Genomic DNA, 26,210 nt, shown 5'->3' on the forward strand with positions numbered 1-26,210 from the left:
GGGGCATCGTCTGCAGGGGATCGGCACACATGGAACAGCATGGCAAACGGGGCGGCGGGCCTTTTTCACCTGCGACGCGAAACACACGGGAGGATTGGTTCCAGACATCAGACCTGCCGAAAGATCGGCTGTTCGACGGAACCCTGACCGCACTGCAACTTCGCGAAGGCTTCGGCCTGCACACGCTGAACGCGCGGTCCCGGCGCGATTTCCACACGCGGGTCGAACGGGCGCCGGGGGTGGTGCTTCACTGTTTCCTCGAAGGCCGGGCCGAAGCCAGCCTGGACGGCAAGGACCTGGGGCTTGGCCATAGCGAGGGACAGCCGGTGCGGATCGTTCTGACTTCGGTGCGTCACCCGGCCGAGTTCCGGCGCAGTTCTGCCCCGGGCGACTATGTGCGCAAGATCAGCATCCTGATGTCGCATGAGTGGTTGGACGAAAACGACTTGAGCTTCGTAAAGGTGGCGGATGACACGGCTGACGTGTTTGGCCGGTTCGAGGCAGTGGCCACACCGCAGGAGGTCGCCGCCATGGAAAGGCTGGCGAGCCAGGCAGGCTTTGACGATCCCATTGCACGCCTACAGGCGGAGGCAGCGGCGCTGGGTCTGGTAGCAGGCAGTTTCGAAAAGGCTCTGGGCCGAGGGGGAGACACATCGCTGAGCCGCCGCGAAATGGGCCAGTTGACCCGGATGGAAGATATTGCGCGGGCCCCGGGACCAATGCCGACCCTGGCAGATCTCGCGCATGTCGGTGGTGTCAGCCAGTCGACCATGCGCCGCCTGTTTCGTGCCCGACACGGCTGTTCGGCACTGGCCTATGTGCGCCGAGTCCGGTTGGAAGAGGCACGCGCCGCCCTGGCCGCGAACCAGGCCTCCGTGTCACAGGCCGCGCGGATGGCGGGCTACGCCAGTCCAGAGAACTTCGCCACCGCCTTTCGCCGATTGCATGGAATGCCCCCCTCACAGGCACGCACCCGCCGCAACTGACCTCCGCTTCTACACCCTGCATTTGGATGTATCCGGGGCGACGTTTTCCCTCGACGCCGGGCCAAGGCGCCCCCAAATGCCGCACCGCCAGACCCGCCGGTCTGACTTGCGCAGGTTCCCACGAAATCAACTCGCACGTTGACAGGTTTCCCGATTCACTTCATTATTTTTAGTATCTAAAATAATAACCGAACTTGGGGGAAACATGTATCTGGGTCTTGATCTGGGGACGTCCGGGTTGCGGGCCTTGCTGATCGACGGCAATGGCGTGCCGGTTGGATCCGCAGACCGCAGCTATCCTGTCTCTCACCCCCATCCGGGGTGGAGCGAACAGGATCCGGCGGACTGGATCACCGCCTGCGCGGCCGCCGTGGCGGAGCTGAAACGTGACCACCCCGACGCGTTCTCCGGGCTGAAGGCCATCGGCCTGTCGGGCCAGATGCATGGCGCCACCCTGCTGGACAAGGCCGACCGGGTACTGCGCCCCTGCATGTTGTGGAACGACACCCGCGCCGCGGCACAGGCCGCACATCTGGACGGCTTGCCCGACTTCCGGCACCTGTCTGGCAATATCGTCTTTCCAGGCTTTACCGCACCGAAACTCACCTGGGTGCGCGACAATGAGCCTGCTCTTTTCGAGCGGGTCGCAAAGGTCCTTCTGCCCAAGGATCACCTGCGCCTGTGGCTGACGGGCGAGCACGTGTCGGACATGTCCGATGCAGCGGGCACCTCCTGGCTGGACGTCGGCGCGCGCGACTGGTCCGCGCCGTTGCTGGCACAAAGCGGCATGCGGCCCGATCAGATGCCGCGCCTGGTGGAAGGGTCGGCACCCTCGGGACAGCTGCGCAGCAGCCTGGCGGCAGAATGGGGCGTTTCGCCCGGCGTAACCGTCGTCGGCGGCGGCGGGGACAACGCCGCAGCCGCCTGCGGGGTCGGCTGTTTTGGCGAAGGGGATGGGTTCGTGTCGCTTGGCACTTCAGGCGTCCTGCTGGCGGCCAAGTCCAGCTTTGCCCCCCGACCTGACAGCGCGGTGCACAGTTTCTGCCATGCGATCCCGGACACCTGGTACCAGATGGGCGTGATCCTGGCCGCGACCGACTGCCTGAACTGGCTGGCGGCGCAGACCGGCGCGACACCGGCCGCGCTGGCTGGCCTGTTGCCCGAGACGCTCGACCAGCCCGGCGCACTGTTCTTCCTGCCCTACCTGTCCGGCGAGCGCACGCCGCACAATGACGCCGGAATTCGTGCGGCCTTTCTGGGCCTTGGCATGGACAGCGACCGCACCGCCATGACCCGTGCGGTGATGGAGGGGGTTGCCTTCGCACTGCGAGACAATCTTGAAGCACTGAAATCCACCGGAACCGAGCTTGAACGTGTGCTGGCCATCGGGGGCGGGGCGAACTCCCCCTATTGGCTCGAACTGATCGCCACGGTGCTGGACCTGCCACTTGACCTGCCCGAAGCGGGCGATTTCGGCGCCGCCCTGGGCGCGGCCCGCCTGGCGATGGCCGGTCACACGGGCGCAGCACCTGATCAGATCATGGCCCGCCCGGCCATCTCCCGAACCATTCACCCACGTGCCGATCTGCGCGACGCCTATGAAGGCGCCTATGCCCGGTTCCGCACGCTTTACCCCGCGATAAAGGCGATCACATGAGCACCGGATACTTTCCCGTCGACCACATCCCCTTTGAGGGACCCGACAGCACCAACCCACTGGCCTTTCGCCACTATGACAAGGACGAGCTGATCCTCGGCAAGCGGATGGAAGACCACCTGCGCTTTGCCGCCGCCTATTGGCACAGCTTTGCTTGGCCAGGTGGGGACCCTTTTGGGGGGCAGACTTTCGAACGGCCCTGGTTCCCGGCCGACACCATGGCGCTTGCACGCCTCAAGGCCGATGTGGCATTCGAAATGTTCACGGCGCTCGGCGTCCCGTATTATTGCTTTCATGACGCCGATGTACGCCCGGAACTGGGCAGCTTCGCCGATAACACCCGCGCGCTGAACGATATCTGCGATTATTTTGGCGAGAAACAGGCCAGCACCGGGGTCAAGCTGCTCTGGGGCACGGCCAACCTGTTCACACACCGCCGTTACATGGCAGGCGCCGCCACCAACCCGGACCCCGAGGTGTTTGCCTATGCCGGGGCCACCATCAAGACCTGCATGGACGCGACCCACAGGCTGGGCGGCGAGAACTATGTGCTCTGGGGTGGGCGCGAAGGCTACGAGACACTGCTGAACACCGACCTGGCCCGCGAGGATGCACAGATGGGGCGCATGCTGAACATGGTGGTCGAATACAAGCACAAGATCGGCTTTCCGGGTCAGATCATGGTCGAACCCAAGCCGCAGGAGCCGTCGAAACACCAGTATGACTTCGATGTGGCCACCGTTTACGGTTTCCTGAAACGCCATGGGCTGGAAGGCGAGGTTACGGTCAACATCGAACAGGGGCATGCAATCCTGGCCGGACACTCTTTCGAGCATGAAATCGCCACGGCACAGGCCTTGGGCATCTTTGGCTCGATCGACATGAACCGGAACGACTACCAATCCGGCTGGGACACGGATCAGTTTCCCAACAATGTGCCCGAAGTGGCGCTGGCCTATTATCACATCCTGAAAGGCGGCGGGTTCGGTCGAGGCGGAACCAATTTCGACGCCAAGCTGCGGCGCCAATCGCTCGATGCCGAGGATTTGCTGATCGCTCATATCGGTGGCATGGACACCTGCGCGCGCGGACTGAAGGCGGCGGCGGCCCTGATCGAGGACGGCACCTATGACGCCTTCGTTGAAAACCGGTACTCCGGCTGGAATGGAGCTGAACCCAAGGCCATTCTGTCCGGGCAGCGCAGCCTGGAAGACCTGCTGGTTCTGGTCGAAGGCAATGAGCTGAGCCCGCAGCCCGTCTCGGGTAAGCAGGAATACCTCGAGAACCTGATCAACAGGTTCGTGTAAATGCGGCTGGTCGGGTGGATCCTGGGTCTCTGGTCAGGGCTGGCCATGGCCGGTCCCCTGCCCCATCCGGTCACAGATGCCGATTTCATGCCGACGTCCCCCGAAACGGTCGCGCTGGGGCGGCTTTTGTTTTTCGATCCGATACTGTCAGGCAGCAACAGCGTCTCCTGCGCGACCTGCCACCACCCCAGGCTGGGCACTTCGGACGGTTTGAGCCTTGGGCTGGGGGATGGGGCGACCGGTCTGGGGATCGAGCGGGCGATTGACCCGACGAACCTGCCCGAACAGCGCATTCCCCGCAACGCACCCGCCCTGTTCAACCTGGGTGCGCTGGAGTTCACCAGCCTGTTTCATGACGGCCGCCTGGAAGCGGATGCCACCAAACCAGGCGGCATTCGCACCCCCCTCGGTCAGGAGATGGTCGGCGGATTCACCGGCGTCCTGGCGGCTCAGACGATGTTCCCCGTGCTCTCGGCCGATGAAATGGCGGGCCACTACAGTGAGAACGAAATCAGCCAGGCCGTGCGCCTGGGTATGCTGGCCCATGACGGCGGGGCCTGGGATCTGATCGCGCGCAAGGTCGCGGCGATCCCCGAGTATCGCTACCGTTTCGACGCGGTCATCGGAGGTCGGCCGATCCGCTTCACCGACATCGCCAATGCAATGGCCGAGTTCATCGCTGCGGAATGGCGTGCGACGGACAGCCCGTTCGACCGGCATCTGGATGGGGCCGAGCCGCTTTCCGGCGCGGCGCTGGCCGGGATGGAGCTGTTTTATGGTCCCGCCGGTTGCGACAGCTGCCACTCTGGCCCGTTTCAGACCGACCACGGGTTTCACGCCATCGCCATGCCGCAGATCGGACCGGGCAAGGCGGAGCGGTTCGAAACCCACAGCCGCGACACGGGCCGGATCAGGGTGACCGGGCGGGCTGAAGATGCCTATCGCTTCCGCACCCCCAGCCTGCGCAACGTCGCGCTGACCGCGCCCTATGGACATTCCGGAGCCTACGCGACGCTTGAGGCCGTGGTGCGCCATCACCTGGACCCGGTTGCCGCGCTCAGAACCTATGACCCAACCCAGGTCCTTCTACCGGAATTTGCTGGGGCGACAGCCGGGGACATGGCGGTTCTGACCGATGCCGAGGAACTGGCGGCGATTGCTGCGGCGAACGAGCTGGCGCCGATGACGCTGTCCGATGCACAGGTCGATGCCCTGCTCGCCTTCCTCGGCGCGCTGACCGATCCGACCAGCGCAACCGGGCGGCTGGGCGTGCCAGAAACCGTGCCCAGCGGACTTAACGTGGATCAATGACGAATGAGGAGCCTTGGCGCCGCAGGACGCTCAGCTGATCAGCCTTGAGTACCTGCCAGTCGGACACAGCGCCATCAGGCCAGATCGCACGCAGTTCGGCCTGCCTCGCAGGGCCCAACCCGAAATGCTCCCAGGCATGGGTTCCCCCGGCATGGCCGCCGCCCACGGTCAGCTCGCGGGTCTGAACGCGGTCGTCGCTGCGCAACTCGATCCAGGCGCCAATGGCATGGCGGTTCGGACCCGGTTGCAGCAGCTTCACCTGCAACCAATGACCGGCGTCCTGTGTCACGTTCTGCCAAATCTCCATCGGCGCGCGGCGGTTCATCACCACAAGGTCCAACAGCCCATCGTTGTTCAGATCGGTCAACGCCGCCCCTCGTGCGCGCGCTGTCGAAGCCACGCCCGCCTGAACAGACGCTTCCGTGAAACCACCCGGCCCGGCGACCAGCAAAGAGTTCGGGTCTTCCAGCGCGTTCGAAGGCATCTGTTCGACATTGCCCTTTGCGATGAACACATCGTCCAACCCGTCGTTCTGTACATCGCCAAAGGCAATATGCCAGCCGGTCGAGGGGCGTCCATCATCGCCCAGATGCGGGCGATGGGCGGTGGTGCCCCAATTGAAAGGAACGTCGCGGAAATGTGGTCCACCGGCCTCGGGCACCAGCATCTGGAGCCTCTGATCACCCATCGAGGACAGATAGACCTCGGGCAGACCATCCCCCGTGACATCCCGACTGGCAATCCCCATGCCCCAGAGGCTGTGTGTCTGCCAGCCCTCTTCGCGCATATAAAGCCGCGCAGTCTCCTCCATCGCCCACATCTGTTCGGCGCCGCCGCGCACAAAGTAATGCCTGTCGTTGCTCAAACGAAGGTCCGCTCGGCCCTGGCGCCCCCAATCAGAAAACAGCGCCGACAGTGCGCAGAAGCCGGGGGTAAGCGTGGTGCCCACATACCGCCCCGCGACCGGACGGTAGAGTATGTTCACGTCGCAGGCCTCGAACGGTCCCTCGGGGTCGCTGCGATCCACATAGTTGCCGAAAGCGAGAGTGGGCAGAGTATCGCCCTCCCAGGTCGCCGAGAAGGCCGTGGTCCAGCGGTCTTCGCTGGCAAACTCCATCTGGAACGGGGCGAAGCTGCAATCCGGTCCACCGCGCAGCAGCAGGTTCGGCCCGACACGCAGCACCGCCAGATCCAGCCAGCCATCACCGTCGATATCCAGCGGATAGGCCCCGGTGACACCGGTCAGGGCCAGCGCTTCGGGCGTGTCCTTGTCAAAGCCGATCCGCACGCTGCCCCGGTTGCGATAGAGCGCCGAAGGGGCCGCACCACCGGCGGCGAAGAGGTCGGTAAACCCGTCATCGTCACAATCGAACGCGGCCACGCCGCCGCCCACGAAATGCTCCCATCCGCCTGAATAGACGTGATCCTCCACCTGAACAGGGGCAAATTGGGGGTTGGCCAGGGACATGCCGGGCAAAAGGGCGATAAGCCCGGCCCTAAGCATTGGACATCGCCCGCACGGCCAGATCGGTGACCCCCTCGATCCCATAGGCCGCCGCGCCGCGCGCCCACATCAGGTCGCCCCACTTGTGGATGCGCACCTCGGGCGGGGGGCTGTCGACCTGCACCACCATGGATTTCATGTCGGCGATCACCTGATCGGCATAGAGGTAATCGAACTGCATGCGTTCGCCGGACAGGATGATCAGCTTGGGGTCGAAAATATTCACGATATTGGCCAGCCCCAGCGCAAACATCCGCCCTGCACGGTCGAAAATCGACTGAGCGGTACTGTCACCGGCTTTGGCCGCCATGGACAACTGGGCCAGTTGAGTTTCAACACCCTCACCGGGCGGCGGCACAGCCAGCTGCGCCTCGCGCAACAGGGCGTAGTCGGCAACATACGCCTCCAGACACCCGCGTTGCCCACAGCGGCACAGGGCACCGTCCAGATGCACCTTGGTATGACCGAATTCGGCGCCACATCCGCGGGTGCCGCGATAGATCTGCCCGTCGATCACGATGCCCATGCCAACGCCATGCTCAACTGTCACCACGATGAAGTCCTTGACCCCCCGCCCCTCACCGAACAGCTGTTCGGCCTTGGCGACCAGATTTGCGTCATTGTCGATGAAAATCGGCAGGTCGATTGCCTGTTGCAGCATGTTGCGCAGTTGTACATTGCGCTGGGTCAGTGTCGGTGACCAATGCACGAACCCGTTCGGCGCATCGATCACACCCGCCACACCCAGACCGACCCCTGAAAGGTCGCTCAGCGTCTTGTCGATACCGGCAAGGGCCTTGATCAGCGTATCGCGGATGATCTGGACCAACGCCTGAGCATTGAGCTTGGGGTCGGGCATCGGTGCCGTGTGTTCGTGAAGGGTCTTGCCCTGAAAATCGACCAGGGCCACCGACAAGGAGCTGTGCGCGACCTTGATCCCGGCAATCAGATGAGCCGCGCCGCGCAGGCGCAGCGCCACGCGGGGGCGTCCACGGCCTGTGGGTTTGCCGGGCACCGCTTCAGGGGCGATTTCCTCGATCAGGCCAGCGGCCAGCAACTCCGAGGTCAGCGCCGTGACCGTCGCCGGGCTGACTCCGATTTCCTGGGCGATATCAATGCGGGCGACCTGGCCGACCTTGCGGATTACGCCCAACACCTGGGCGCGGCCCGACTCGCGCTGGTCGGCTCCATTTGTCGACTTGTCACTCGGTGCCACGTTGTCTTCTCCACCCAATGCGCCCATCCCCGCATAGCTATTTTTTAGCCGCGCGTGCAAGCCATGCCTGTGTAGCACGCTTTCCAGGGAAGGACATTATTTATTTGGATGACTAAAATAAATAATGCTACGATTTGAGATGTCAGCCGCGAATCCGACTGAACGGAGCGGCACGAGGACATGTTTGGGAGGACATCATGAAAAAGATTACAGGGCTCACGGCCGCAGTATTCGGGGCCGCGCTGGCCACGATGGCGACGGCCGAAGTGACGGTCGGTGTAAGCTGGTCGAATTTTCAGGAAGAACGATGGAAGACGGATGAGGCGGCGATCAAAGCGGCCTTGGACGCGGCCGGTGCAACATATGTCTCGGCGGATGCGCAAAGCTCGTCGGCAAAACAGCTGTCGGATGTGGAAAGCCTGATTGCCCAGGGCGTGGACGCGTTGATCATCCTGGCGCAGGACACCCAGGCCATTGGCCCGGCGGTTCAGGCTGCTGCGGATGAGGGCATTCCGGTCGTTGGCTATGACCGCCTGATCGAGGACCCGCGCGCCTTCTACCTAACCTTCGACAACGTCGAAGTCGGTCGCATGCAGGCCCGCGCCGTGTTCGCGGCCCAACCCACTGGGCGCTACGTGATGATCAAGGGCTCCCCCACCGACCCGAACGCGGATTTCCTGCGCGGCGGACAACAGGAGATCATCCAGGCCGCCATTGATGCGGGCGATATCGAGATCGTCGGCGAGGCCTATACGGACGGCTGGCTGCCTGCGAATGCACAGCGCAACATGGAGCAGATCCTGACCGCCACCGACAACGGCGTCGACGCCGTGGTCGCCTCGAATGACGGCACCGCCGGTGGCGTCGTCGCCGCGCTGACGGCGCAGGGCATGGAAGGCATTCCGGTGTCCGGCCAGGATGGCGACCACGCCGCGCTGAACCGTGTGGCCAAGGGGCATCAGACCGTCAGCGTCTGGAAAGATGCGCGCGAACTGGGCCGCGCTGCGGGCGAGATCGCGGTGGCCCTGGCGGGTGGAGCCATGATGGACTCCATTGACGGAGCAGGCGCCTGGACCAGCCCGGCGGGCACCGAAATGACCGCCAAGTTCCTGGCCCCGGTCCCGATCACCGCCGGGAACCTCTCGGTCGTGGTGGACGCCGGTTGGATCAGCCAGGAGGCCCTGTGTCAGGGCGTGTCCGGCGGACCGGCCCCCTGCAACTGACCCACACTCACGAAACCCGGTCGCCCTGTGCTATCATGGGGCGACCGCCCTCTGACCCAGGAAAATGGCATGAGTGACACGTCCCACGCCTCCGTCACCGCCCAACCCCGTCGCAACATCTTTCAGATGCTTGAGCTGGACACCCGCCTGTTGGGCATGATCGGCGCATTCGTCCTGTTGTGCATCGGTTTCGACCTGTTGACGGACGGGCGATTTCTGACCCCGCGCAACATCTTCAACCTGACGATCCAGACCGTCAGCGTGGCGATCATGGCCACCGGGATGGTCTTCGTGATCGTCACCCGCCATATCGACCTGTCGGTGGGCGCGCTTCTGGCGACCTGCTCGGCGATCATGGCGATGACCCAGACGCTGGTTCTGCCCAAATGGCTGGGCCTGGGGTTGGACCACAGCCTGACGCCCTGGATCACGATCCTGATCGGCTTGACCGCAGGCACGATCATCGGCGCCTTTCACGGCTGGCTTGTCGGATACCTGACCATTCCTGCCTTCATCGTGACACTGGGCGGGCTTCTGGTCTGGCGCAACGTGGCCTGGTATCTGACCAGCGGACAGACCATCGGCCCGTTGGACAGCACCTTCATCCGCTTCGGCGGGATCAATGGCACCTTGGGCACAACCCTATCCTGGGTGGTCGGCGGGTTGGCCGTGGTAGCTGCCCTGTGGGGGCTCGCATCATCGCGCCGCAACAAGATCAGCCACGATTTCCCGGTCAAGCCGCTCTGGGCCGAGTTCACCATGGCCGGGATAATCGCTTCGGCCATCCTGGGCTTCATCTGGACGCTGAACAGCTACAACATCCCCACCCGCCGCCTGCAGCGCATGTTCGAGGCGCGCGGCGAGGTTATGCCCGAGGGCTTCACCGCTGCCTACGGCCTGCCAATCTCCGTCTTCCTGCTGATCGCGGTGGCCATCGCGATGACCGTGCTGGCCAAACGCACCCGACTGGGCCGCTATATCTTCGCCACCGGCGGCAATCCCGATGCAGCCGAACTGTCGGGGATCAACACGCGCATGCTGACCCTTAAGGTGTTTGCGCTGATGGGCTTTCTCTGCGCGCTCAGCGCCGTCGTTGCGTCGGCCCGCCTGACCAACCACTCGAACGATATCGGCACGCTGGACGAGCTGCGCGTGATCGCCGCCGCCGTGATCGGCGGCACCGCCTTGGCTGGTGGCATGGGCACGATCTACGGCGCCATCCTGGGCGCGCTGATCATGCAGAGCCTGCAAAGCGGCATGGCCATGGTCGGTGTGGACGCGCCGTTTCAGAACATCGTCGTCGGCGCGGTCCTTGTCGTCGCAGTCTGGATCGACATCGTCTATCGCAAGCGCACGGGAGACACGACATGACGACACCCTTGGTAGAAATGCGCGACATGTCGATTTCGTTCGGCGGGATCAAGGCAGTCGACCATGTATCGGTCGACCTGCACCCGGGCGAGGTTGTCGGCCTTCTGGGCCACAACGGTGCGGGCAAGTCGACCCTGATCAAGATGCTGTCTGGCGCATACCGCCCAGACGGGGGCGAAATCTTCGTGAACGGCAAAAGGGTCTCGATCAACAACCCGCGCGATGCGCGCTCCCATAATATCGAAACGATCTACCAGACCCTGGCGCTGGCGGACAATCTGGATGCGGCCTCGAACCTGTTCCTGGGGCGCGAGCTGATCACGTCACTGGGACTAGTTGATGATGCCCGGATGGAGGCCGAATGCCGCAAGATCATGGGCCGTCTGAACCCGAACTTCGAGAAATTCAGCGCGCCGGTGTCCGCCCTGTCCGGAGGGCAGCGGCAATCGGTGGCCATTGCCCGTGCGGTCTATTTCAACGCCCGCATCCTGATCATGGACGAACCTACTGCCGCCCTCGGCCCGCATGAGACCCAGATGGTCGCCGAACTGATCCAGCAGTTGAAGGCAGAAGGGATAGGCATTTTCCTGATTGACCATGATGTGCACCAGGTGATGGAGCTGTGCGATCGTGCTTCCGTAATGAAAAACGGGCGCCTGGTCGGTACTGTCGATATCGACAAGGTGACTGATGATGACCTGCTGAGCATGATCATCCTGGGCAAACAACCCGGCGAAACAACTGCAGCCTGACGATCAAAAATCTCTGGGGGCCGCCAGTCGGCAGCAAACCAAACCCGTCCGAACGGCAACCGCGCCGCATGAGCGGCATCGAAACAGCCTCACCCGGCCAACTGACTGAGATCGGACAGAGGCTCACCAAGCATCCAGAAGCCAGAGCGCAGCGACGGAAAACATAGGATGACGGCTAGAACAGCCGTGCCGCAAGTATTTACTTTTGCTGAGTTATATGCACCGAAAAATTGATGGCGGAGACGAAGGGATTCGAACCCTCGAGACGGTTTCCCGTCTGCACCCTTAGCAGGGGTGTGCCTTCGACCACTCGGCCACGTCTCCGCCGACCCGTTTAGCGGGATGGATCGGTGGGGGCAAGAGCGAAAACCCCTGCCCCGTGCCTTTCTTAAGCCAGCGTGACGGCAATCCCAAAATGCAGACGCATCACGATGAGCGCCAGGCGCCGTCCTGGGATATCGGTCGCCGCCAGAAGGCTCTGGCTGCCACGACGGAGGCCACACACCCGCATGAGAGCTTCAACGGATGTCGCAGAGACGATTTGGCTAACCTGCCCATCTCTGCGTGATCGTCTCTCCTGCCCATCGCGTCTGGCTCTCGAAATCAAGTGACCGCGCAAGCGCTTGGCCGTTTGCGGCGATGTTCCGGCATTGGACATCGTTCGCGCGGATCCAGTCGAGTTTTTCTTCGAGGTCCGACAGGTCCGCCTTGACTGGCACGTGGGTCTCGAACGGGACCAAACGGTCATAATACCATTGGCGGAAGCCGTATTCGCTGTCGACTTTCAGCACGCAGCATCCCAGGTGGAAACGCTCAATGAGGTTGCTCCAGGCGTTGGAATAACCATCCACGTCCAGGGCGAACTTGCGCCTTCTCCAGCCACCAGGAGGCACGCGGTCGCCGAGCAGGCCCGCCGCCTCCAGTGCCGCGCGGTCGGTGCCCTCGCCCACGACGAAACGCATATCGATGCCGTCCAGATCGCGGGCTTTCAGCGCCAGGCGCAGGCGTTGTTTGACGCCGGGGTGGTCCACCATCTCGGGCAGGAGGCTGTAGAGCCCCTGGCCGTTCACGCTGCCGCGCCAGATCACGCCTTCTTCTCGTTCGTTCCAGGGCACGGCTTTCGCGAGCGCGTGGTGGCGCATGCGCAGATAGCCACGGCGGCGAAAGAAATAGCTGTCCGGCAGTAAGCCTCGCGCCGGATCGAAGGCCGAAAAGGCATAATCGGCCAGGCTGGGCTGGTCACCATCAGAAAGAGAGATCGACAGGGTTTCGACCGACTCGGAGGCATTCAGCAGCCACCAGATCGGGGCCGCTGCCCGCCCCTGAATGAAATTTGTCGGAACCCGGTCACCCGGGCGAGCACCAGCCCGCATCCGCACCGCATCGCCGTCGCGGCGCAGCATCAGATCGAAGAACGGTAGGCTCGGGTCCAACTCCAGTCGCAGAGGAGGCAAGTCCGGGCGCAACTCGCGCAACTCTTCGGTGAGGTTGGCCGCGATCTCTTCGGGTGTCACACCGAGGGGGCGGTTGGACCAGACCGAAGGGTTCGGCAAAACCGGCTGCTGCTGGCGGCGCTGGCCGCGGGATGCGCGCCAACGCCGCAGCATGATCAGGCGTTGAACAGGAAGTGCAGCACGTCCCCGTCCTTGACCATGTAGCTTTTGCCCTCGGCGCGCATCTTGCCCGCCTCCTTGGCGCCGCCTTCGCCATTGCAGGTGATGTAATCGTCATAGGCGATCGTCTCGGCGCGGATGAAACCGCGTTCGAAATCACCGTGGATGACGCCGGCAGCCTGGGGCGCCAGGGTGCCTTCGCGGATGGTCCAGGCCCGGGCCTCTTTCGGGCCGACGGTAAAGTAGGTCTCCAGGTGCAGAAGCTCGTAGCCCGCGCGGATCAGACGATCCAGGCCCGCCTCTTCCAGGCCGAGCTCTTCCAGGAACATCTCCATGTCATCGGCGTCGAGCTGGGAAATCTCTTCCTCGATCTTGGCCGAGATCACCACGGACGCCGCGCCCTGCTCCTCGGCCATTTTTGCGACCGCGTCGGAATACTTGTTGCCCTTGGCCGCATCCCCCTCGTCAACGTTGCAGACATAGAGGATCTTCTTGGTGGTCAGCAGTTGGAGCATGTTCCAGGCCTTGCGGTCTTCATCGTCGACCTCGACCGTGCGGGCGGGCTGGCCGTTCTCCAGCGCCTCCATCGCGGCCTTCATCAGGCGTTCCTGCTGGACCGCCTCCTTGTCGCCGCCACGCACCTTGCGCACGATGTTCTGCAGGCGCTTTTCGATCGATTCCATATCGGCCAGCATCAGCTCGGTCTCGATCACTTCGGCATCCTCGACCGGGTTCACGCGGCCTTCGACATGGGTGACGTCGCCGTCATCGAAACAGCGCAGCACGTGGGCGATGGCGTCCACCTCGCGGATGTTGGCCAGGAACTGGTTGCCCAGCCCTTCGCCCTTGGATGCCCCCTTTACCAGGCCCGCGATATCGACGAAGGTCATGCGGGTCGGAATGATCTCCTTCGACTTGGCGATGGCGGCCAGCTTGTCCAACCGCCCGTCCGGCACCGCGACCTCGCCCACGTTGGGCTCGATCGTGCAGAAGGGAAAGTTCGCGGCCTGCGCAGCGGCCGTCTTGGTCAGCGCGTTGAAGAGGGTCGATTTGCCGACGTTCGGCAAACCCACGATACCCATTTTGAAACCCATGACGGCCTCCTGATGTTTGTCGCGCCCGTGCATATGGGTTTGGGCGGTTTTGCGCAAGCGTGGTAGACTGCCCGAAGGGAGGACAAAGCCATGCAACCGATTGCCTACCTCTTCTTCAAGGGCCAATGCCGCGCCGCAATGACCTATTACGGCGAACTCTTCGGCTCCACACCCGAAATCATGACCTTCTCCGACATGCCGGACGCGGACCGCGCCAAGATGCCCGGCGCGCCGGATGATGCGGTGATGCACTGTGCGCTTGCCATCGACGAGGGCTGGATCTATGGCGCCGATGACCCGTTTGACGAGATGCGGGCGATGGACGGCTCTTACGTCACCCTGGCCCTGCCCGACGAGGCCGAGACCCAGCGTGTCTGGGCCGCCCTTGCCGACGGGGCGGATGTGCGCATGCCGCTGACGCCGATGTTCTGGACGCCGCTTTTCGGGTTGTTGACAGACAAGTTCGGCATCCGTTGGATGATCATGACGGATGTCGCCCCAGAATGACTTTACCCCAGGAGATTGAGACAATGGATTTGAACCCGTACCTGACCTTCAACGGCAACCTCGAAGAAGCCTTTGCCCATTACGCCAAGGTGCTGGGCGGCGAGGTGACCGTGCTGCAACGGTTCACCGAGATGCCCGGGGCCGACAAGATGCCGCCCGAGATGCTGGACAAGGTCATGCATGGCGAGTTGCGCGTGGGGGATCGCAAGATCATGGGCTCGGACAATGCGGGGCCGGATTTCGTGCCGCCCGCCTCCGTGCATATTCAGACCGGCTGGACCGATTTCGACGAGGCCGCCCGGGTCTTTGCCGGGCTCAGCGAGGGCGGCGAGGTCATCATGCCCTTTGCAGAGACCTTCTGGTCGCCCGGCTTCGGCATCTGCCGCGACAAGTTCGGCGTGCCCTGGATGGTCAATGTCTATGGCGCGGATTACATGAGCGACCCGGCAACCGACCCGGCTTGACACTGTCGTTCATAGGCATAACCTGCCGGGAAAAAGGTGTTCGTCCTTGGTTCAGTTCGCTTTCATTCTTCGTGGCGCACTGGTCGCCTTTCTGATTGGCATGCTGCCATACACCCTCTTGGGGCTCGTCTACGACGGCTGGCACAGACCGCTTGAGCACCTCTGGGAAGAGCTGGTCGTATACCTGCTGTTCGGTGGCTATCTTTCGATCTGGATCACAGGGCTGATAGTGCTGATCTGGCTGCCGCTTGCGGCATTTCGCAAGAGGGTGCCTTGGTGGATTGCGCCGTTGGTCAGCACTCTGATCTGCGCCCCCATCTTCTGGGCGCTGACCGATTTCCAATGGTTCGGCCCTAACCTCGGGCTTGTCTTCGGCATGTTGACCGGCTCTGCCTTTTGGTGGGGCGCTTTTGGGAGGCAGCGGGTTCAAGTCATGACCTTTCGCCCGACTTGGTAACCGCAGAGGTCGAGCGGGATTGATTTTCCCGCCCGCTTTGGGCACATCGGGACGGATACACTCAGAAGGACGCCCCGATGACTCGCATTGACGACAAGTTCGCTGCCCTGAAAGCCGCAGGCAAGAAGGCCTTCGTCAGCTATATCATGGCGGGCGACACCGACGAGGCGACCTCGCTGGAGGTGATGAAGGGCCTGCCTGCCGCCGGGGTGGATATCATCGAGTTGGGGCTACCCTTTACCGACCCGATGGCGGACGGCCCGACCATCCAGTTGGCCGGGCAGCGCGCGCTGGAAGGCGGCATGACCCTGCAGAAGACGCTGGATATGGCGGCCGAGTTCCGCAAGGGCGACGACACCACGCCGATCGTGCTGATGGGCTATTACAACCCGATCTACAACCGCGGGGTGGACCAGTTCCTGGCCGACGCCAAGGCCGCCGGGATCGACGGGCTGATCGTCGTCGACCTGCCGCCGGAAGAGGATGAGGAGCTGTGCATCCCCGCCCAGGCCGCCGGGTTGAACTTCATCCGCCTGGCGACCCCCACCACCGATGACAAGCGCCTGCCCAAGGTGCTGCAGAACACGTCCGGGTTCGTCTATTACGTCTCGATCACCGGGATCACCGGCGCGGCCGAAGCCTCGGCGGCGGATGTGGCGCCGGAAGTGGCGCGCATCAAGGCCGCGACCGACATTCCCGTCATCGTCGGCTTCGGCGTGAACACGCCCGAGAAGGCCGAGGCGATTGCCGGGGTGGCAGACGGCACCGTCGTGGGCTCCGCCATCGTCAGCCAGATCGCGGCGGGCAAGCCGGTGGCTGAAGTGTTGGCCTTCGTGAAGTCCCTGGCCGATGGGGCGCATCGGGGCTGAGGCTCCGGCTCGCGGTCCGCGAAAATTCTTCGAAGAATTTTGATGTCGGTGGCCGCGCTTCGCGCGGCCTTCGCATGTCCAGCACGGACATGCGGGCAACCAGACACAACGGCAGCCCCACACGTCCACCCGAGGGCCCTGCCCCCGCAGGGACCGAGACATCAAGCCTGCGCGTCAGCGCAGACCGCCTGGCAACACCCACCACAAACAAAAAAACGCCCGCGGTCTCCCACGGGCGCGTCACAGCGGATTGTCCTGATCTCAGACCCGGCGCAGCCGGATCACCACATCCACCTTCGACACTTCCGCCCCCTGCGGCGCGTCCGGCAAGGCGGCGATCTTCAGGTCTTCCGCCGGGGCATCCATCAGCTCCTCGGTGTCTTCCCAAAAGAAATGCGGGTGGTTGGAGACATTGGTGTCGAAATAGCTCTTCGCGCCATTCACCGTGATCTCGCGCAACAGGCCCGCATCCGAGAACGAGCGTAGCGTGTTGTAGACCGTGGCCAGCGAGACCTTCTCGCCCGCGTCACGGGTGGCGTCATAGAGGCTCTCGGCCGTCACGTGACGATGCTGACCATCGCCCACCAGCAAAGACGCCAGGGCCAAACGTTGTCGCGTCGGTCGCAACCCTGCGCCCGACAGCCATTCCGCCCCAATTGTCATCGCATCGCTGGTCATAAGTGGAATCCCATTCGCTAGCCTGCCGCATTATATAGGACATATTGCCCCATTCAGGCAAGAGAGGCGCGCGAAACACCTTGTCCGCTTGACCCGCCAGCCCTTGCACCCGCATTCACCCCGGTGATAGACGGGGAGCAAGGGACACAACACAAGATATGGGGCAGCACCGAATGGCGGACTATCCGACGAGCTTCGACCGGGACGATCTTCTGAAATGCGCACGCGGGGAGCTGTTCGGCCCCGGCAATGCGCAGCTGCCGGAACCGCCCATGCTGATGATGGACCGCATCACCGATATTTCCGCTGACGGTGGTGCCCACGGCAAGGGCCACGTGCTGGCCGAGTTCGACATCACCCCCGACCTGTGGTTCTTCGACTGCCACTTCCCCGGCAACCCGATCATGCCCGGCTGCCTGGGTCTGGACGGCCTGTGGCAGCTGACCGGCTTCAACCTGGGCTGGCGCGGCTGGACCGGCCGCGGCTATGCGCTGGGCGTGGGCGAAGTGAAACTGAAGGGCATGGTGCGCCCCGACCGCAAGATGCTGACCTACAAGATCGACTTCACCAAGGCCGTGCAAACCCGCCGCCTGACCATGGGCGTCGCTGACGGCATCGTCGAGGCGGACGGCGAGGTGATCTACGAGGTCAAGGACATGAAAGTGGCGCTCAGCGAGAGCTGAGATTGGTACAGAAAGGCACAAACAAGGCCTTAGGTTATGTTTATCGAGTTGCTGATAGGGTTCCTGATTGTCGCACTGATCCTTTACGTTGGGATCAATCTTCAAAAACCCTATCAGCGGCCGCCGCGACCGCCTGAAACTCCCGATCTAAGACCATCAACCCGGCAACCAGATCCCTTCAATGCGAAGCGTGCCAAACCCACACCAAGCAAACCACAGCTGGTCGGTCGCGCATTTGTCGTGGATGGTGACACCATCAAGATTCAGAAGACCCAGATCCGGCTGTTCGGCATTGACGCCCCGGAAATGAACCACCCCTACGGTAAAAAGGCCAAATGGGAGCTTGTTGCCCTGTGTAAGGGGAAAGATGTCCGCGCAGAAATCACCGACACGGACGACCATGGCCGCACCGTCGCCAAGTGTTACTTGGAAGACGGGCGCGACCTATCCGCTGAGATGGTCAAGGCCGGGTTGGCGATTGATTGGCCGAAGTTCTCAGGCGGAAAATATCGCCACCTGGAAGTCGCAAACGCTCGCAAGAAAATGTGGTTGGCCGATGCCCGACAAAAGGGCCGCATTCATGTCTGGGAACAATTCGAGGCCAAGCAGCGGGCGCAGGCCTCCAAGGAGTAGCCCAAGACCATCAGAGCCATGGGCTACCGCCCCATTTCACGACGTTATCGCATTCAGAAACCACTCTTTGACCGACAATTGAACGAAAGCAAATCCAATGAAGAACCTGATCGCCTACGCCACCATCACATTCGGCGTCCTACTTGTTGTCCTTGGTTGGTTCGCGAAGTTTACAGACTTCACGCCCTACTTCCTGGCCTTTGGCATCGTCATGATCGGCGTTGGCGGTGGCATGCGAACCAAGCCGAAATAACTCGAACTGAATGCGCCAGTGCGCACACCTTAGCTTTCCAAAGCACGGCAAACGGAAAGGGAATGGCACCTTCCAACTTCCCCGCCTTGCCCCCACCCCGCGCCTGTCCTACACAGTCTTAAGCTTATCTAAAGGAGACCGCGCATGCGTCGTGTCGTCGTAACCGGGCTGGGGATCGTCTCGGCTATTGGGAACAATGCGGAAGAGGTTCTGGCCTCTCTGAAAGCCGGGAAATCCGGGATCACTGCGAACGAGGACATGATGGAACACGGGTTCCGCAGCCAGATCGCGGGCAAGCCGGATATCGACATTACCCAGCATGTGGACAAGCGCACGCTGCGCTTCATGGGGCCGGGCGCGGCCTATGCCTATATCGCGATGGGCCAGGCCATTGAAGACGCAGGCCTCAGCGAGGATCAGGTGATCAACCCGCGCACCGGGCTGGTTGCTGGCTCCGGTGGTCCTTCAACCTCGGCCATGTTCTCGGCGCATCAGACCGCGCTGAAATCCGGCGCGACCAAGCGCATTGGCCCCTTTGCCGTGCCGAAATGCATGGGCTCGACCATCAGCGCCAACCTGGCCACCGCCTATCAGATCAAGGGCATCAACTATTCGATCACCTCGGCCTGTTCGACCTCGCTGCACTGTATCGGCAATGCGGCGGAGCAGATCATGATGGGCAAGCAGGACATCATGTTCGCAGGCGGCGGCGAGGAGCTGGACTGGACCCTCTCCTGCCTGTTCGACGCGATGGGCGCGATGTCGTCCAAGTACAATGACACGCCCGAGAAAGCCTCGCGCGCCTTTGACGCCAACCGCGACGGGTTCGTGATCGGCGGCGGCGGCGCCATCGTGGTGCTGGAGGACCTGGAACACGCCCTGGCCCGTGGCGCGACCATCTATGCCGAGGTCACCGGTTATGGCGCCACCTCGGACGGCGCCGACATGGTCGCCCCCTCGGGCGAAGGCGGCGAACGCGCCATGCGCCTGGCGCTGCAGACCCTGCCCAAAGACCGCACCGTCAGCTATATCAACGCGCACGGCACCTCGACACCGGTCGGCGACGTGGGCGAAGTGGAAGCGGTGCGCCGCGTGTTTGGCGAGGGCAGCACGCCCCCGATCAGCTCGACCAAATCCATGACCGGCCACAGCCAGGGCGCCACCGGCGCGCAGGAAGCTGTCTATTGCCTGTTGATGCTGAAGGATGATTTCATCACCCCCTCGATCAATGTCGAGGAATTGGACCCGGCGCTGAAGCCGGAAGAGATTGCAACCGAACTGGTTGAAAACGCAGGGCTGGACAGTGTCATGACCAACAGTTTCGGCTTCGGCGGCACCAACGGGTCGATGATTCTGAGCAAGTACAAGGGGTAAGCGGTATGGCAGGTTTGATGGAAGGAAAGCGCGGCCTGATCATGGGCGTCGCGAACAATCGCTCGATTGCCTGGGGCATTGCCCAGGCGATGGCGAACGAGGGCGCGGAACTGGCGTTCTCCTACCAGGGCGATGCCTTCGGGCAGCGGGTGAGGCCGCTGGCCGAAAGCGTGGGCTCGTCGATCCTGGTCGACATGGACGTAACCGATGACGCGGCACTGGACGCGGGCTTCGCCGATCTGGCCAGCCACTGGGACCGGGTCGATTTCCTGGTCCATGCGATCGCTTATAGCGACAAGAACGAGCTGACCGGTCGCTTCGTTGATACCAGCCGTGAGAACTTCAAGAACTCGCTGGATATTTCGTGTTACTCGCTGATCGAGGTCGCCCGCCGCATCGCGCCGATGATGACCGAAGGCGGCACGATCATGACCATGACCTATGGCGGCTCGAACCGGGTGACGCCCTATTACAACGTCATGGGCGTGGCCAAGGCGGCGCTGGAAAGCTCTGTGCGCTACCTCGCCAATGACCTGGGCCCCGATGGGATCCGCGTGAACGCGATTTCGCCTGGTCCGATGAAAACCCTTGCCGGGGCCGCCATCGGCGGCGCGCGTAAAACCTTCCGCCATACGGAAGCGAACGCCCCCCTGCGTACCAATGCCACGTTGGAAGCCATCGGCGGCACGGCGGTCTACCTGGCGTCCGATTACGGCGCCTGCACCTCCGGCGAGATCATTACCGTCGACAGCGGCTACCACGTGCTGGGCATGCCGCAATCCGACAACCTGTAAAACAGCTTCCACGCCTGCGGACCCGCCGCGCCTTCATCCTGGGCGCGGCGGTTTCTCTTGCGGGATATGATCGCGGCGTGCAGTAGCAAGATGACAGCCATGCGGCTTGCTGGATCGACGACGGTCGCGGCGTGGTCCTTGGCCCCACGCACAGGTCCGCAGTCCCCTAGCCAATTTTCTTGCTCCAAGCACTTCGCCGCACCGAAGGCACCGACTGTTGTCACAGCCCCCAATGCCCCCCACATTGCCCAAGCGTCAACAGTCTGGTTCCCAACAAGCCCTTGCCCGAATCCCCGATCCGCGCCATGCCGGAAGAACCTGGGTAAACACGGGGTTAATCCATCCGGATCGACCCATGGGGGAAAGGCGCCATGACATTCCTGATCCTGGCAGGCACGCTGATGCTGGCCACCGTTCTGATGGTGCGCCCGGCGCTGGTGGACGGCCCGCCCCTGGTGCTTCAGGGGTTCAACGGCGCGGGCGTGGTGCTGGGCTTCACCTGTTTCGTGGCCATCGCCGTGGTCATGGACCCGCTGTTCAGCTTCGCCCTGTTGCTCGCCTTCCTGTTGCATGAATTCGGCCATGTCATCGCCCATCGTCTGGTCGGCCACCATGACGCGCGGTTCCGCCTGATACCCTTCTGGAACGGCGCGCGCATCTCCGACCAACAACCAACCACCGACGCCGATGCCTTCTTCATCGCCCTGATGGGCCCCGGCGTATCGCTCGCCCCGATGGTGCTGAGCTTTGCGCTCGCCCCGGCACTTTCCTCTTCCAGCCCGCTCGCTGCCGAGCTCTTCCTGCAATTCGCTCTGGCCACCGGCGCGCTCAACTTCGTGAACCTCCTGCCGATCTGGCCACTGGACGGGGGCCGCTGCGTGCGTCTTCTGGTGCAGGCCCGCGCCCCGCGCTTCGGCCCGCTGGCCGCCGCCGCCATGGCCGCGGCGCTGCTGGGGTTCGCCATGACTGTGCAATCGGTGCTGTTGACCCTGCTGGCGCTGGTGGGCGGTTTCGCCCTGATCACCAACCGCACTGATGGCGACCCGCGCCCGGGGCTGTCGCCCCGCCAATGGCGCGTCGCCGCCACCGCGTGGTTCGCCTCCCTTGCCGCCTTCTTCCTGGGCGGCTGGTGGGTGATCAAGCTGATCCCGCTCTCCTGACCCACCTCCGCGCCTGGCCCGCCGCATCGGCGGAGCGGGGCGGGTGGATGGGTGCTTCGTCGATGCGGCGGGCCGGGCGCATTTCTACCCCCTTTCCCCGTAGGTTAACCTGTGCCACCCTCCGCCCCGAGAGGGAGACCCGCGCATGACAATTACCACCTGCATTTTCGACGCCTATGGCACGCTCTTCGACGTGACGGCCGCCGCGCGCGAAGCCGCCCAGGAACCGGGCAACGCGGCCCTGGCCGAATGCTGGCCCAAACTCGCCGCCGACTGGCGCGCCAAGCAGCTCGAATACACCTGGCTGCGCGCCATAACCGGCGAGCACACGGATTTCTGGACCGTCACCCAGAACGGGCTCGATTGGGCGTTGGAGACGCAGGGCCTCTCCGACCCCACCCTGCGCGAACGCCTGCTGCAACTCTATTGGGAGCTCTCCGCCTACCCCGAGGTCCCCGCCATGCTTGCCGCATTGAAGGACGCGGGGTTCAACACCGCAATCCTGTCGAACGGCTCACCCGACATGCTGGCAGGCGCCGTCACCTCAGCGGGGCTGGCCAAACTGCTGGACGACTGCCTGTCAGTCGAAAGCGTCGGCATCTTCAAGCCCGCCGACGAGGTCTATCAGCTGGTGCCCAACCGGTTCGGCTGCGCCCCGGATCAAGTGCTCTTTGTCAGCTCGAACGGCTGGGACGCGGCAGGCGCCACCGGTTTCGGCTTCACCACCGCCTGGGTCAACCGCGCCGGATTGCCCATCGACCGGCTGGACCACCGCCCCGCACATATCCTCACCGACCTAACCGGCATTCCCGATATCGCGAAAGGCATCGCATGAAGACCTTCCAATCCACCGACGGACTGACGCTCGCCTATCGCGACGAGGGCGAAGGCCTGCCGGTCATCGCGCTGGCCGGGCTGACCCGCAATGGCGACGATTTCAACTTCGTGGCGCCCCATCTGGAAGGCGTGCGCCTGATCCGCCCGGATTATCGCGGGCGCGGCCATAGCGACTGGGCGCCCTACCAGTCCTACACGATCCAGGTCGAGGCGATGGATGTCTTGCACCTGATGGATCACCTCGGGTTGCAGCGCGCCGCCATCCTCGGCACCTCACGCGGAGGGCTGATTGCCATGGGGCTCGCCGCAACGGTACGCGACCGGCTGATCGGTGTCTGCCTCAACGACATCGGCCCGGTGATCGACCCGGATGGGCTCGAGACGATCATGGGCTACTTGGGGCGCGAGCCCGCCGCACGCACCTTCGAGGACGCAGCCCAGGCCCGCGCCAAGTTCATGACCGGCTTCGACGGCGTGCCGCTGGAGCGCTGGCGGGCAGAGGTGCATCACCTGTTCCGCGAAGATGCGGGCCGGCTCAAGAACCGCTACGACCCCGCCCTGCGCGATGCGGTGATCGAGGCGGGCGCCCAGCCCGTGCCCGATCTCTGGCCGCTCTTTGACGCGCTCAATGGCCTGCCCACGGCGCTGGTGCACGGCGCCAATTCGGATCTTCTGTCCGATGCCACCGTGGCCGAGATGCGCCGCCGCCACCCCGGCATGGGTTACGCCCGCGTACCCGGGCGCGGCCACGTGCCCTTCCTGGATGAACCCGAGGCGCTTTCGGTGATCCAGGCCTGGCTGGGAGAGATGCGATGAACATCGAGATGATCCGCACAGCCCAGGGACGCCTGCGCGGCCATGCCCGGGTCACGCCTCTGCTGTCCTCGCCCTTCCTGGACGAGATCGCCGGGCGGCGCCTCTTCGTCAAACCCGAATGCCTGCAACATACCGGCAGTTTCAAATACCGCGGCGCGCGCAATGCGATTGCCGCGCTGGATGATGCGACCCGGTCACGCGGCGTCATCGCCTTTTCCTCCGGCAACCACGCCCAGGGCGTGGCCCTGGCCGCCGCCGAACACGGGGTAGCGGCGGTGATCGTCATGCCGTCAGACGCGCCGAAACTGAAGATCGACAACACCCGCGCCCTGGGGGCCGAGGTGGTGCTTTATGACCGTGCGAACGAAGACCGCGACAAAATCGGCGCGCAGCTGGCCGGGGATCGCGGCCTGACCCTGGTCAAACCCTTCGACGAGCCGCAGGTCATCGCGGGCCAAGGCACCGTCGGGTTGGAAATCGCCGCCCAAGCCGCCGAACACGGCTACGCCGACGGTGACGTGCTGGTGCCCTGCGGCGGCGGCGGGCTGACCTCTGGCATCGCGCTGGCGCTCGCCTCTGACGCGCCCGGCATGCGCGTGCGCCCGGTGGAGCCCGAAGGTTTCGACGATGTTGCCCGCTCGCAAGCCGCCGGGGCGATCCAGCGCAATACCCGCCTGTCGGGTTCGCTCTGCGACGCGATCATTACCCCCCAGCCGGGTGACCTGACCTGGCCCGTCATCGACCTCTATTGCGGCCCCGGCCTGGTGGTCAGCGAAGACGACTGCCTGCGCGCCATGGCGCTCGCCTTTACCCGGCTGAAACTGGTGATCGAACCCGGCGGCGCCGTTGCGCTGGCCGCCGCCCTGTTCCACCGGGACCAGGTTGCGGGCGACGCGGTCACCGTGGTCACCTCCGGTGGCAATGTCGACGCCCAGGTCTTTGCCCAGGCGCTTGAAAGATTTGCATGAATACCACGCGCGCAGTCACTTGAACTACCAAAGCGGCAAACCGAAGCCCTGCGTGCGAGGGGTCTGTCAGCTCTGCTGCCGATCATCCCAGTTGGCACGCCAATAGTCGAACCAGATTGCCGCAGGGAAAAGGATTGGGCCAGTATAAGCCGCAAAGTATATTACCCACGCAAACCGTGACCCGACAACGAAATCGGGTTGGAAGTAAACACAGGCAACCGCAGCCAACCAGATAATGACGCTAATGCCCGTTGCCCGGATCACTTCCTTCTTTCCGTATTGTCTTCTCTGCAAAGCGCGTATCTTTCTCGTTGGCAATACATCGAGCGGTTCGGCGGCACTTACGCTACACGCTGCCATTCACCCGAACAACCGCGTCCAGGGTGGTTTGGTGTGGATCCATCATTGCCTTGTCACACTCCCCAACACACAATAGCCGCACACCGGATCAGGAGGCCCATATGACCGAGTTCACGATTGCCAGTTTCAACGTCAAGAACCTGATCGGCCCGGACAAGGAATACTACCGGTTCCAGGAATACACGCCTGAGGAATACGCGTGGAAGAAAGACTGGATGGCCGACCAGCTCTTGACGCTCGACGCCGATGTGGTGGGGTTTCAGGAGCTCTTTGAAGAAGAAGCGCTCAAAGATGTGGTCGCCGAAGCCAGTCGCCGCGCGCATGCCCATAACAAGGCGACCATCCCGGACGAGGGCAAGCGCTATCACCGCAAGGTCATCTTCCGCAAACTGGCAGTGGAGCCCTGGGACAATGCCGCCCTGGCCTTTGCCCCGAACGTGGCCGACGGCGGGCCGGGGGAACGGCGCCCCGGCCTGGCGGTGCTGTCGCGGCTGGGCTTCGTCGGCGAACCGGAGGTGATCCAGGACCTGCCCGAGCCCTTGACCATTCCCTTCCCGGCGCTGCGCGGGCTCGACGGGGACGCGGGCTCCTACACGCTGACCCGCCTGTCGCGCCCGATCCTCAAGGTGCGCATCCCCGTGGGTGGCCAGGTCGTGACCCTGTTCAATTGCCACCTGAAATCCAAGCTGGGCGAGTTCATCACCCCGAAGGGCGCCGAGTTCGCACCCGAAGAGGACCTGACCCGCTATGACCCGGTCGGCCGCGCGCTTGGCTCCCTGCGGTCCGCCGTGCGGCGCATGGCCGAGGCCTGGGTGCTGCGCAAGCTCATCGTTGACGAGATCCGCCAGGGAAACCCGGTGGTCGCGCTTGGCGATTTCAACGATGGCGAACACGCGGTGAGTTCCGAGATTATCTGCGGCGAGGTGCCCTTCAAGAACTACGCCTGGATGCTACGCCACGATGCCGAGGCCAAGAATGACCGCTATTCGGCGGATCAGTCCAAGGCGATCACCGAAGCAGTCGAAAGCGTGCGGCTTCATTCGGCCGAGAAGCTCTTCGTGCGTAAAAGCCTGCGCGACATGGTCTATACCTCCAGCTTCGGCGGGGTCTACGAGTCCATCGACCAGATCCTGCTCAGCCGTCATTTCCACCCGGACAATGCGGACCGGGTGGCCGAGATGACCTATTTCTCGGTGCTGAACGACCATATCACCGATGGCTCCCACCCCGAGGCGCCCTATAACAAGCTCGCCTCGGACCACGGCCAGATCATGGCACATTTCCGGTTGCGGGACTGACCGGAATCTTCGAAGAGAGCGGATA

The 26,210-nt window shown here is 63.4% G+C and carries 26 protein-coding genes and 1 tRNA gene; 21 read left to right on the forward strand and 6 right to left on the reverse strand.

Features of this window, described 5'->3' with window-relative positions; all coding sequences use genetic code 11:
- Positions 1 to 29: 29 nt before the first annotated feature.
- The 4 genes from ACO07D_RS04465 (at position 30) to ACO07D_RS04480 (ending at position 5,261) form a co-directional block, all read left to right on the forward strand.
- The gene (locus ACO07D_RS04465; protein WP_421701759.1) at positions 30 to 986 is read left to right on the forward strand and encodes a helix-turn-helix transcriptional regulator; all 957 of its coding nucleotides are present in this window, start codon (positions 30 to 32) and stop codon (positions 984 to 986) included.
- Between the two features lie 205 nt (positions 987 to 1,191).
- The gene (xylB, locus tag ACO07D_RS04470) at positions 1,192 to 2,643 is read left to right on the forward strand and encodes a xylulokinase (RefSeq protein ID WP_421701760.1); all 1,452 of its coding nucleotides are present in this window, start codon (positions 1,192 to 1,194) and stop codon (positions 2,641 to 2,643) included.
- A complete protein-coding gene (gene xylA, locus ACO07D_RS04475; RefSeq protein WP_421701761.1) occupies positions 2,640 to 3,950 on the forward strand; it encodes a xylose isomerase in 1,311 nt (436 codons plus the stop codon). The genes xylB and xylA overlap by 4 nt, the downstream gene beginning before the upstream one ends.
- Positions 3,951 to 5,261 carry a cytochrome-c peroxidase gene (locus ACO07D_RS04480; RefSeq protein WP_421701762.1) on the forward strand — a complete coding sequence of 437 codons (1,311 nt, stop codon included), beginning with the start codon at positions 3,951 to 3,953 and terminating at the stop codon, positions 5,259 to 5,261.
- Here the strand turns inward: ACO07D_RS04480 and ACO07D_RS04485 are convergent.
- Together ACO07D_RS04485 and ACO07D_RS04490 are read right to left on the reverse strand one after the other, a co-directional pair.
- Entirely contained in the window at positions 5,245 to 6,729 is a 1,485-nt protein-coding gene (locus ACO07D_RS04485; protein ID WP_421701763.1) for a CRTAC1 family protein, read from the reverse strand. The genes ACO07D_RS04480 and ACO07D_RS04485 overlap by 17 nt on opposite strands.
- Positions 6,730 to 6,757: 28 nt before the next feature.
- Positions 6,758 to 7,981, reverse strand: a complete 1,224-nt coding sequence (locus ACO07D_RS04490) for an ROK family protein (RefSeq protein WP_421701764.1) — start codon at positions 7,979 to 7,981, stop codon at positions 6,758 to 6,760.
- A 197-nt stretch (positions 7,982 to 8,178) separates the two neighbouring features.
- Here ACO07D_RS04490 and xylF point away from each other — a divergent pair, with 197 nt between their 5' ends.
- The 3 genes from xylF (at position 8,179) to ACO07D_RS04505 (ending at position 11,327) form a co-directional block, all read left to right on the forward strand.
- Complete coding sequence (gene xylF, locus ACO07D_RS04495) at positions 8,179 to 9,204, forward strand: D-xylose ABC transporter substrate-binding protein (protein ID WP_421701765.1); 1,026 nt, start codon at positions 8,179 to 8,181, stop codon at positions 9,202 to 9,204.
- A gap of 69 nt (positions 9,205 to 9,273) precedes the next feature.
- Positions 9,274 to 10,575 carry a sugar ABC transporter permease gene (locus ACO07D_RS04500; protein WP_421701766.1) on the forward strand — a complete coding sequence of 434 codons (1,302 nt, stop codon included), beginning with the start codon at positions 9,274 to 9,276 and terminating at the stop codon, positions 10,573 to 10,575.
- Positions 10,572 to 11,327 carry an ATP-binding cassette domain-containing protein gene (locus ACO07D_RS04505; RefSeq protein ID WP_421701767.1) on the forward strand — a complete coding sequence of 252 codons (756 nt, stop codon included), beginning with the start codon at positions 10,572 to 10,574 and terminating at the stop codon, positions 11,325 to 11,327. Before ACO07D_RS04500 ends, ACO07D_RS04505 begins: the two co-directional genes overlap by 4 nt.
- Before the next feature lie 234 nt (positions 11,328 to 11,561).
- On the opposite strand, the gene ACO07D_RS04510 is transcribed toward ACO07D_RS04505, so the two are convergent.
- The 3 genes from ACO07D_RS04510 to ychF all read right to left on the reverse strand — a co-directional run bounded on the left by ACO07D_RS04510 (position 11,562) and on the right by ychF (position 14,034).
- Positions 11,562 to 11,651 (reverse strand) — tRNA-Ser (locus tag ACO07D_RS04510).
- 221 nt (positions 11,652 to 11,872) lie between these two features.
- The gene (locus ACO07D_RS04515; protein WP_421701768.1) at positions 11,873 to 12,934 is read right to left on the reverse strand and encodes a glycosyl transferase family 90; all 1,062 of its coding nucleotides are present in this window, start codon (positions 12,932 to 12,934) and stop codon (positions 11,873 to 11,875) included.
- A gap of 2 nt (positions 12,935 to 12,936) precedes the next feature.
- On the reverse strand, positions 12,937 to 14,034 hold the full coding sequence (gene ychF, locus ACO07D_RS04520) for a redox-regulated ATPase YchF (protein WP_421701769.1): 1,098 nt from the start codon (positions 14,032 to 14,034) through the stop codon (positions 12,937 to 12,939).
- Between the two features lie 90 nt (positions 14,035 to 14,124).
- On the opposite strand from ychF, the gene ACO07D_RS04525 reads away from it, so the two are divergent.
- From ACO07D_RS04525 to trpA, 4 genes are all read left to right on the forward strand, one after another.
- The gene (locus tag ACO07D_RS04525) at positions 14,125 to 14,541 is read left to right on the forward strand and encodes a VOC family protein (RefSeq protein ID WP_421701770.1); all 417 of its coding nucleotides are present in this window, start codon (positions 14,125 to 14,127) and stop codon (positions 14,539 to 14,541) included.
- Between the two features lie 23 nt (positions 14,542 to 14,564).
- The gene (locus ACO07D_RS04530) at positions 14,565 to 15,005 is read left to right on the forward strand and encodes a VOC family protein (protein WP_421701771.1); all 441 of its coding nucleotides are present in this window, start codon (positions 14,565 to 14,567) and stop codon (positions 15,003 to 15,005) included.
- A gap of 46 nt (positions 15,006 to 15,051) precedes the next feature.
- A complete protein-coding gene (locus tag ACO07D_RS04535) occupies positions 15,052 to 15,462 on the forward strand; it encodes a hypothetical protein (RefSeq protein WP_421701772.1) in 411 nt (136 codons plus the stop codon).
- Between the two features lie 77 nt (positions 15,463 to 15,539).
- On the forward strand, positions 15,540 to 16,331 hold the full coding sequence (gene trpA, locus ACO07D_RS04540; protein ID WP_421701773.1) for a tryptophan synthase subunit alpha: 792 nt from the start codon (positions 15,540 to 15,542) through the stop codon (positions 16,329 to 16,331).
- A gap of 261 nt (positions 16,332 to 16,592) precedes the next feature.
- On the opposite strand, the gene irrA is transcribed toward trpA, so the two are convergent.
- The gene (gene irrA / locus ACO07D_RS04545) at positions 16,593 to 16,994 is read right to left on the reverse strand and encodes an iron response transcriptional regulator IrrA (protein ID WP_421701774.1); all 402 of its coding nucleotides are present in this window, start codon (positions 16,992 to 16,994) and stop codon (positions 16,593 to 16,595) included.
- A 188-nt stretch (positions 16,995 to 17,182) separates the two neighbouring features.
- Here irrA and fabA point away from each other — a divergent pair, with 188 nt between their 5' ends.
- The 10 genes from fabA (at position 17,183) to ACO07D_RS04595 (ending at position 26,185) form a co-directional block, all read left to right on the forward strand.
- Positions 17,183 to 17,692 (forward strand): bifunctional 3-hydroxydecanoyl-ACP dehydratase/trans-2-decenoyl-ACP isomerase, encoded by a 510-nt coding sequence (gene fabA / locus ACO07D_RS04550; protein WP_421701775.1) that lies wholly within the window; start codon positions 17,183 to 17,185, stop codon positions 17,690 to 17,692.
- Positions 17,693 to 17,728: 36 nt separating this feature from the next.
- Positions 17,729 to 18,325, forward strand: coding sequence for a thermonuclease family protein (locus ACO07D_RS04555; protein WP_421701776.1), 597 nt, complete (start codon positions 17,729 to 17,731; stop codon positions 18,323 to 18,325).
- Positions 18,326 to 18,422: 97 nt separating this feature from the next.
- The gene (locus ACO07D_RS04560) at positions 18,423 to 18,578 is read left to right on the forward strand and encodes a hypothetical protein (protein WP_421701777.1); all 156 of its coding nucleotides are present in this window, start codon (positions 18,423 to 18,425) and stop codon (positions 18,576 to 18,578) included.
- A gap of 144 nt (positions 18,579 to 18,722) precedes the next feature.
- Complete coding sequence (gene fabB / locus ACO07D_RS04565) at positions 18,723 to 19,952, forward strand: beta-ketoacyl-ACP synthase I (protein WP_421701778.1); 1,230 nt, start codon at positions 18,723 to 18,725, stop codon at positions 19,950 to 19,952.
- A gap of 5 nt (positions 19,953 to 19,957) precedes the next feature.
- Positions 19,958 to 20,746: an enoyl-ACP reductase FabI gene (locus ACO07D_RS04570; RefSeq protein ID WP_421701779.1), complete on the forward strand. Its 789-nt coding sequence runs from the start codon at positions 19,958 to 19,960 to the stop codon at positions 20,744 to 20,746.
- A gap of 371 nt (positions 20,747 to 21,117) precedes the next feature.
- Positions 21,118 to 21,906, forward strand: a complete 789-nt coding sequence (locus ACO07D_RS04575) for a metalloprotease (RefSeq protein WP_421701780.1) — start codon at positions 21,118 to 21,120, stop codon at positions 21,904 to 21,906.
- Positions 21,907 to 22,051: 145 nt separating this feature from the next.
- Positions 22,052 to 22,741: a haloacid dehalogenase type II gene (locus ACO07D_RS04580; protein WP_421701781.1), complete on the forward strand. Its 690-nt coding sequence runs from the start codon at positions 22,052 to 22,054 to the stop codon at positions 22,739 to 22,741.
- Positions 22,738 to 23,559, forward strand: a complete 822-nt coding sequence (locus ACO07D_RS04585) for an alpha/beta fold hydrolase (protein ID WP_421701782.1) — start codon at positions 22,738 to 22,740, stop codon at positions 23,557 to 23,559. The genes ACO07D_RS04580 and ACO07D_RS04585 overlap by 4 nt, the downstream gene beginning before the upstream one ends.
- Positions 23,556 to 24,527: a threonine ammonia-lyase gene (locus ACO07D_RS04590; protein ID WP_421701783.1), complete on the forward strand. Its 972-nt coding sequence runs from the start codon at positions 23,556 to 23,558 to the stop codon at positions 24,525 to 24,527. Before ACO07D_RS04585 ends, ACO07D_RS04590 begins: the two co-directional genes overlap by 4 nt.
- Before the next feature lie 461 nt (positions 24,528 to 24,988).
- Positions 24,989 to 26,185: an endonuclease/exonuclease/phosphatase family protein gene (locus tag ACO07D_RS04595; RefSeq protein WP_421701784.1), complete on the forward strand. Its 1,197-nt coding sequence runs from the start codon at positions 24,989 to 24,991 to the stop codon at positions 26,183 to 26,185.
- The last annotated feature ends 25 nt before the right edge of the window (positions 26,186 to 26,210 follow it).

This window comes from Aliiroseovarius sp. (assembly GCF_965228805.1).
GTDB lineage: Bacteria > Pseudomonadota > Alphaproteobacteria > Rhodobacterales > Rhodobacteraceae > JASBTN01.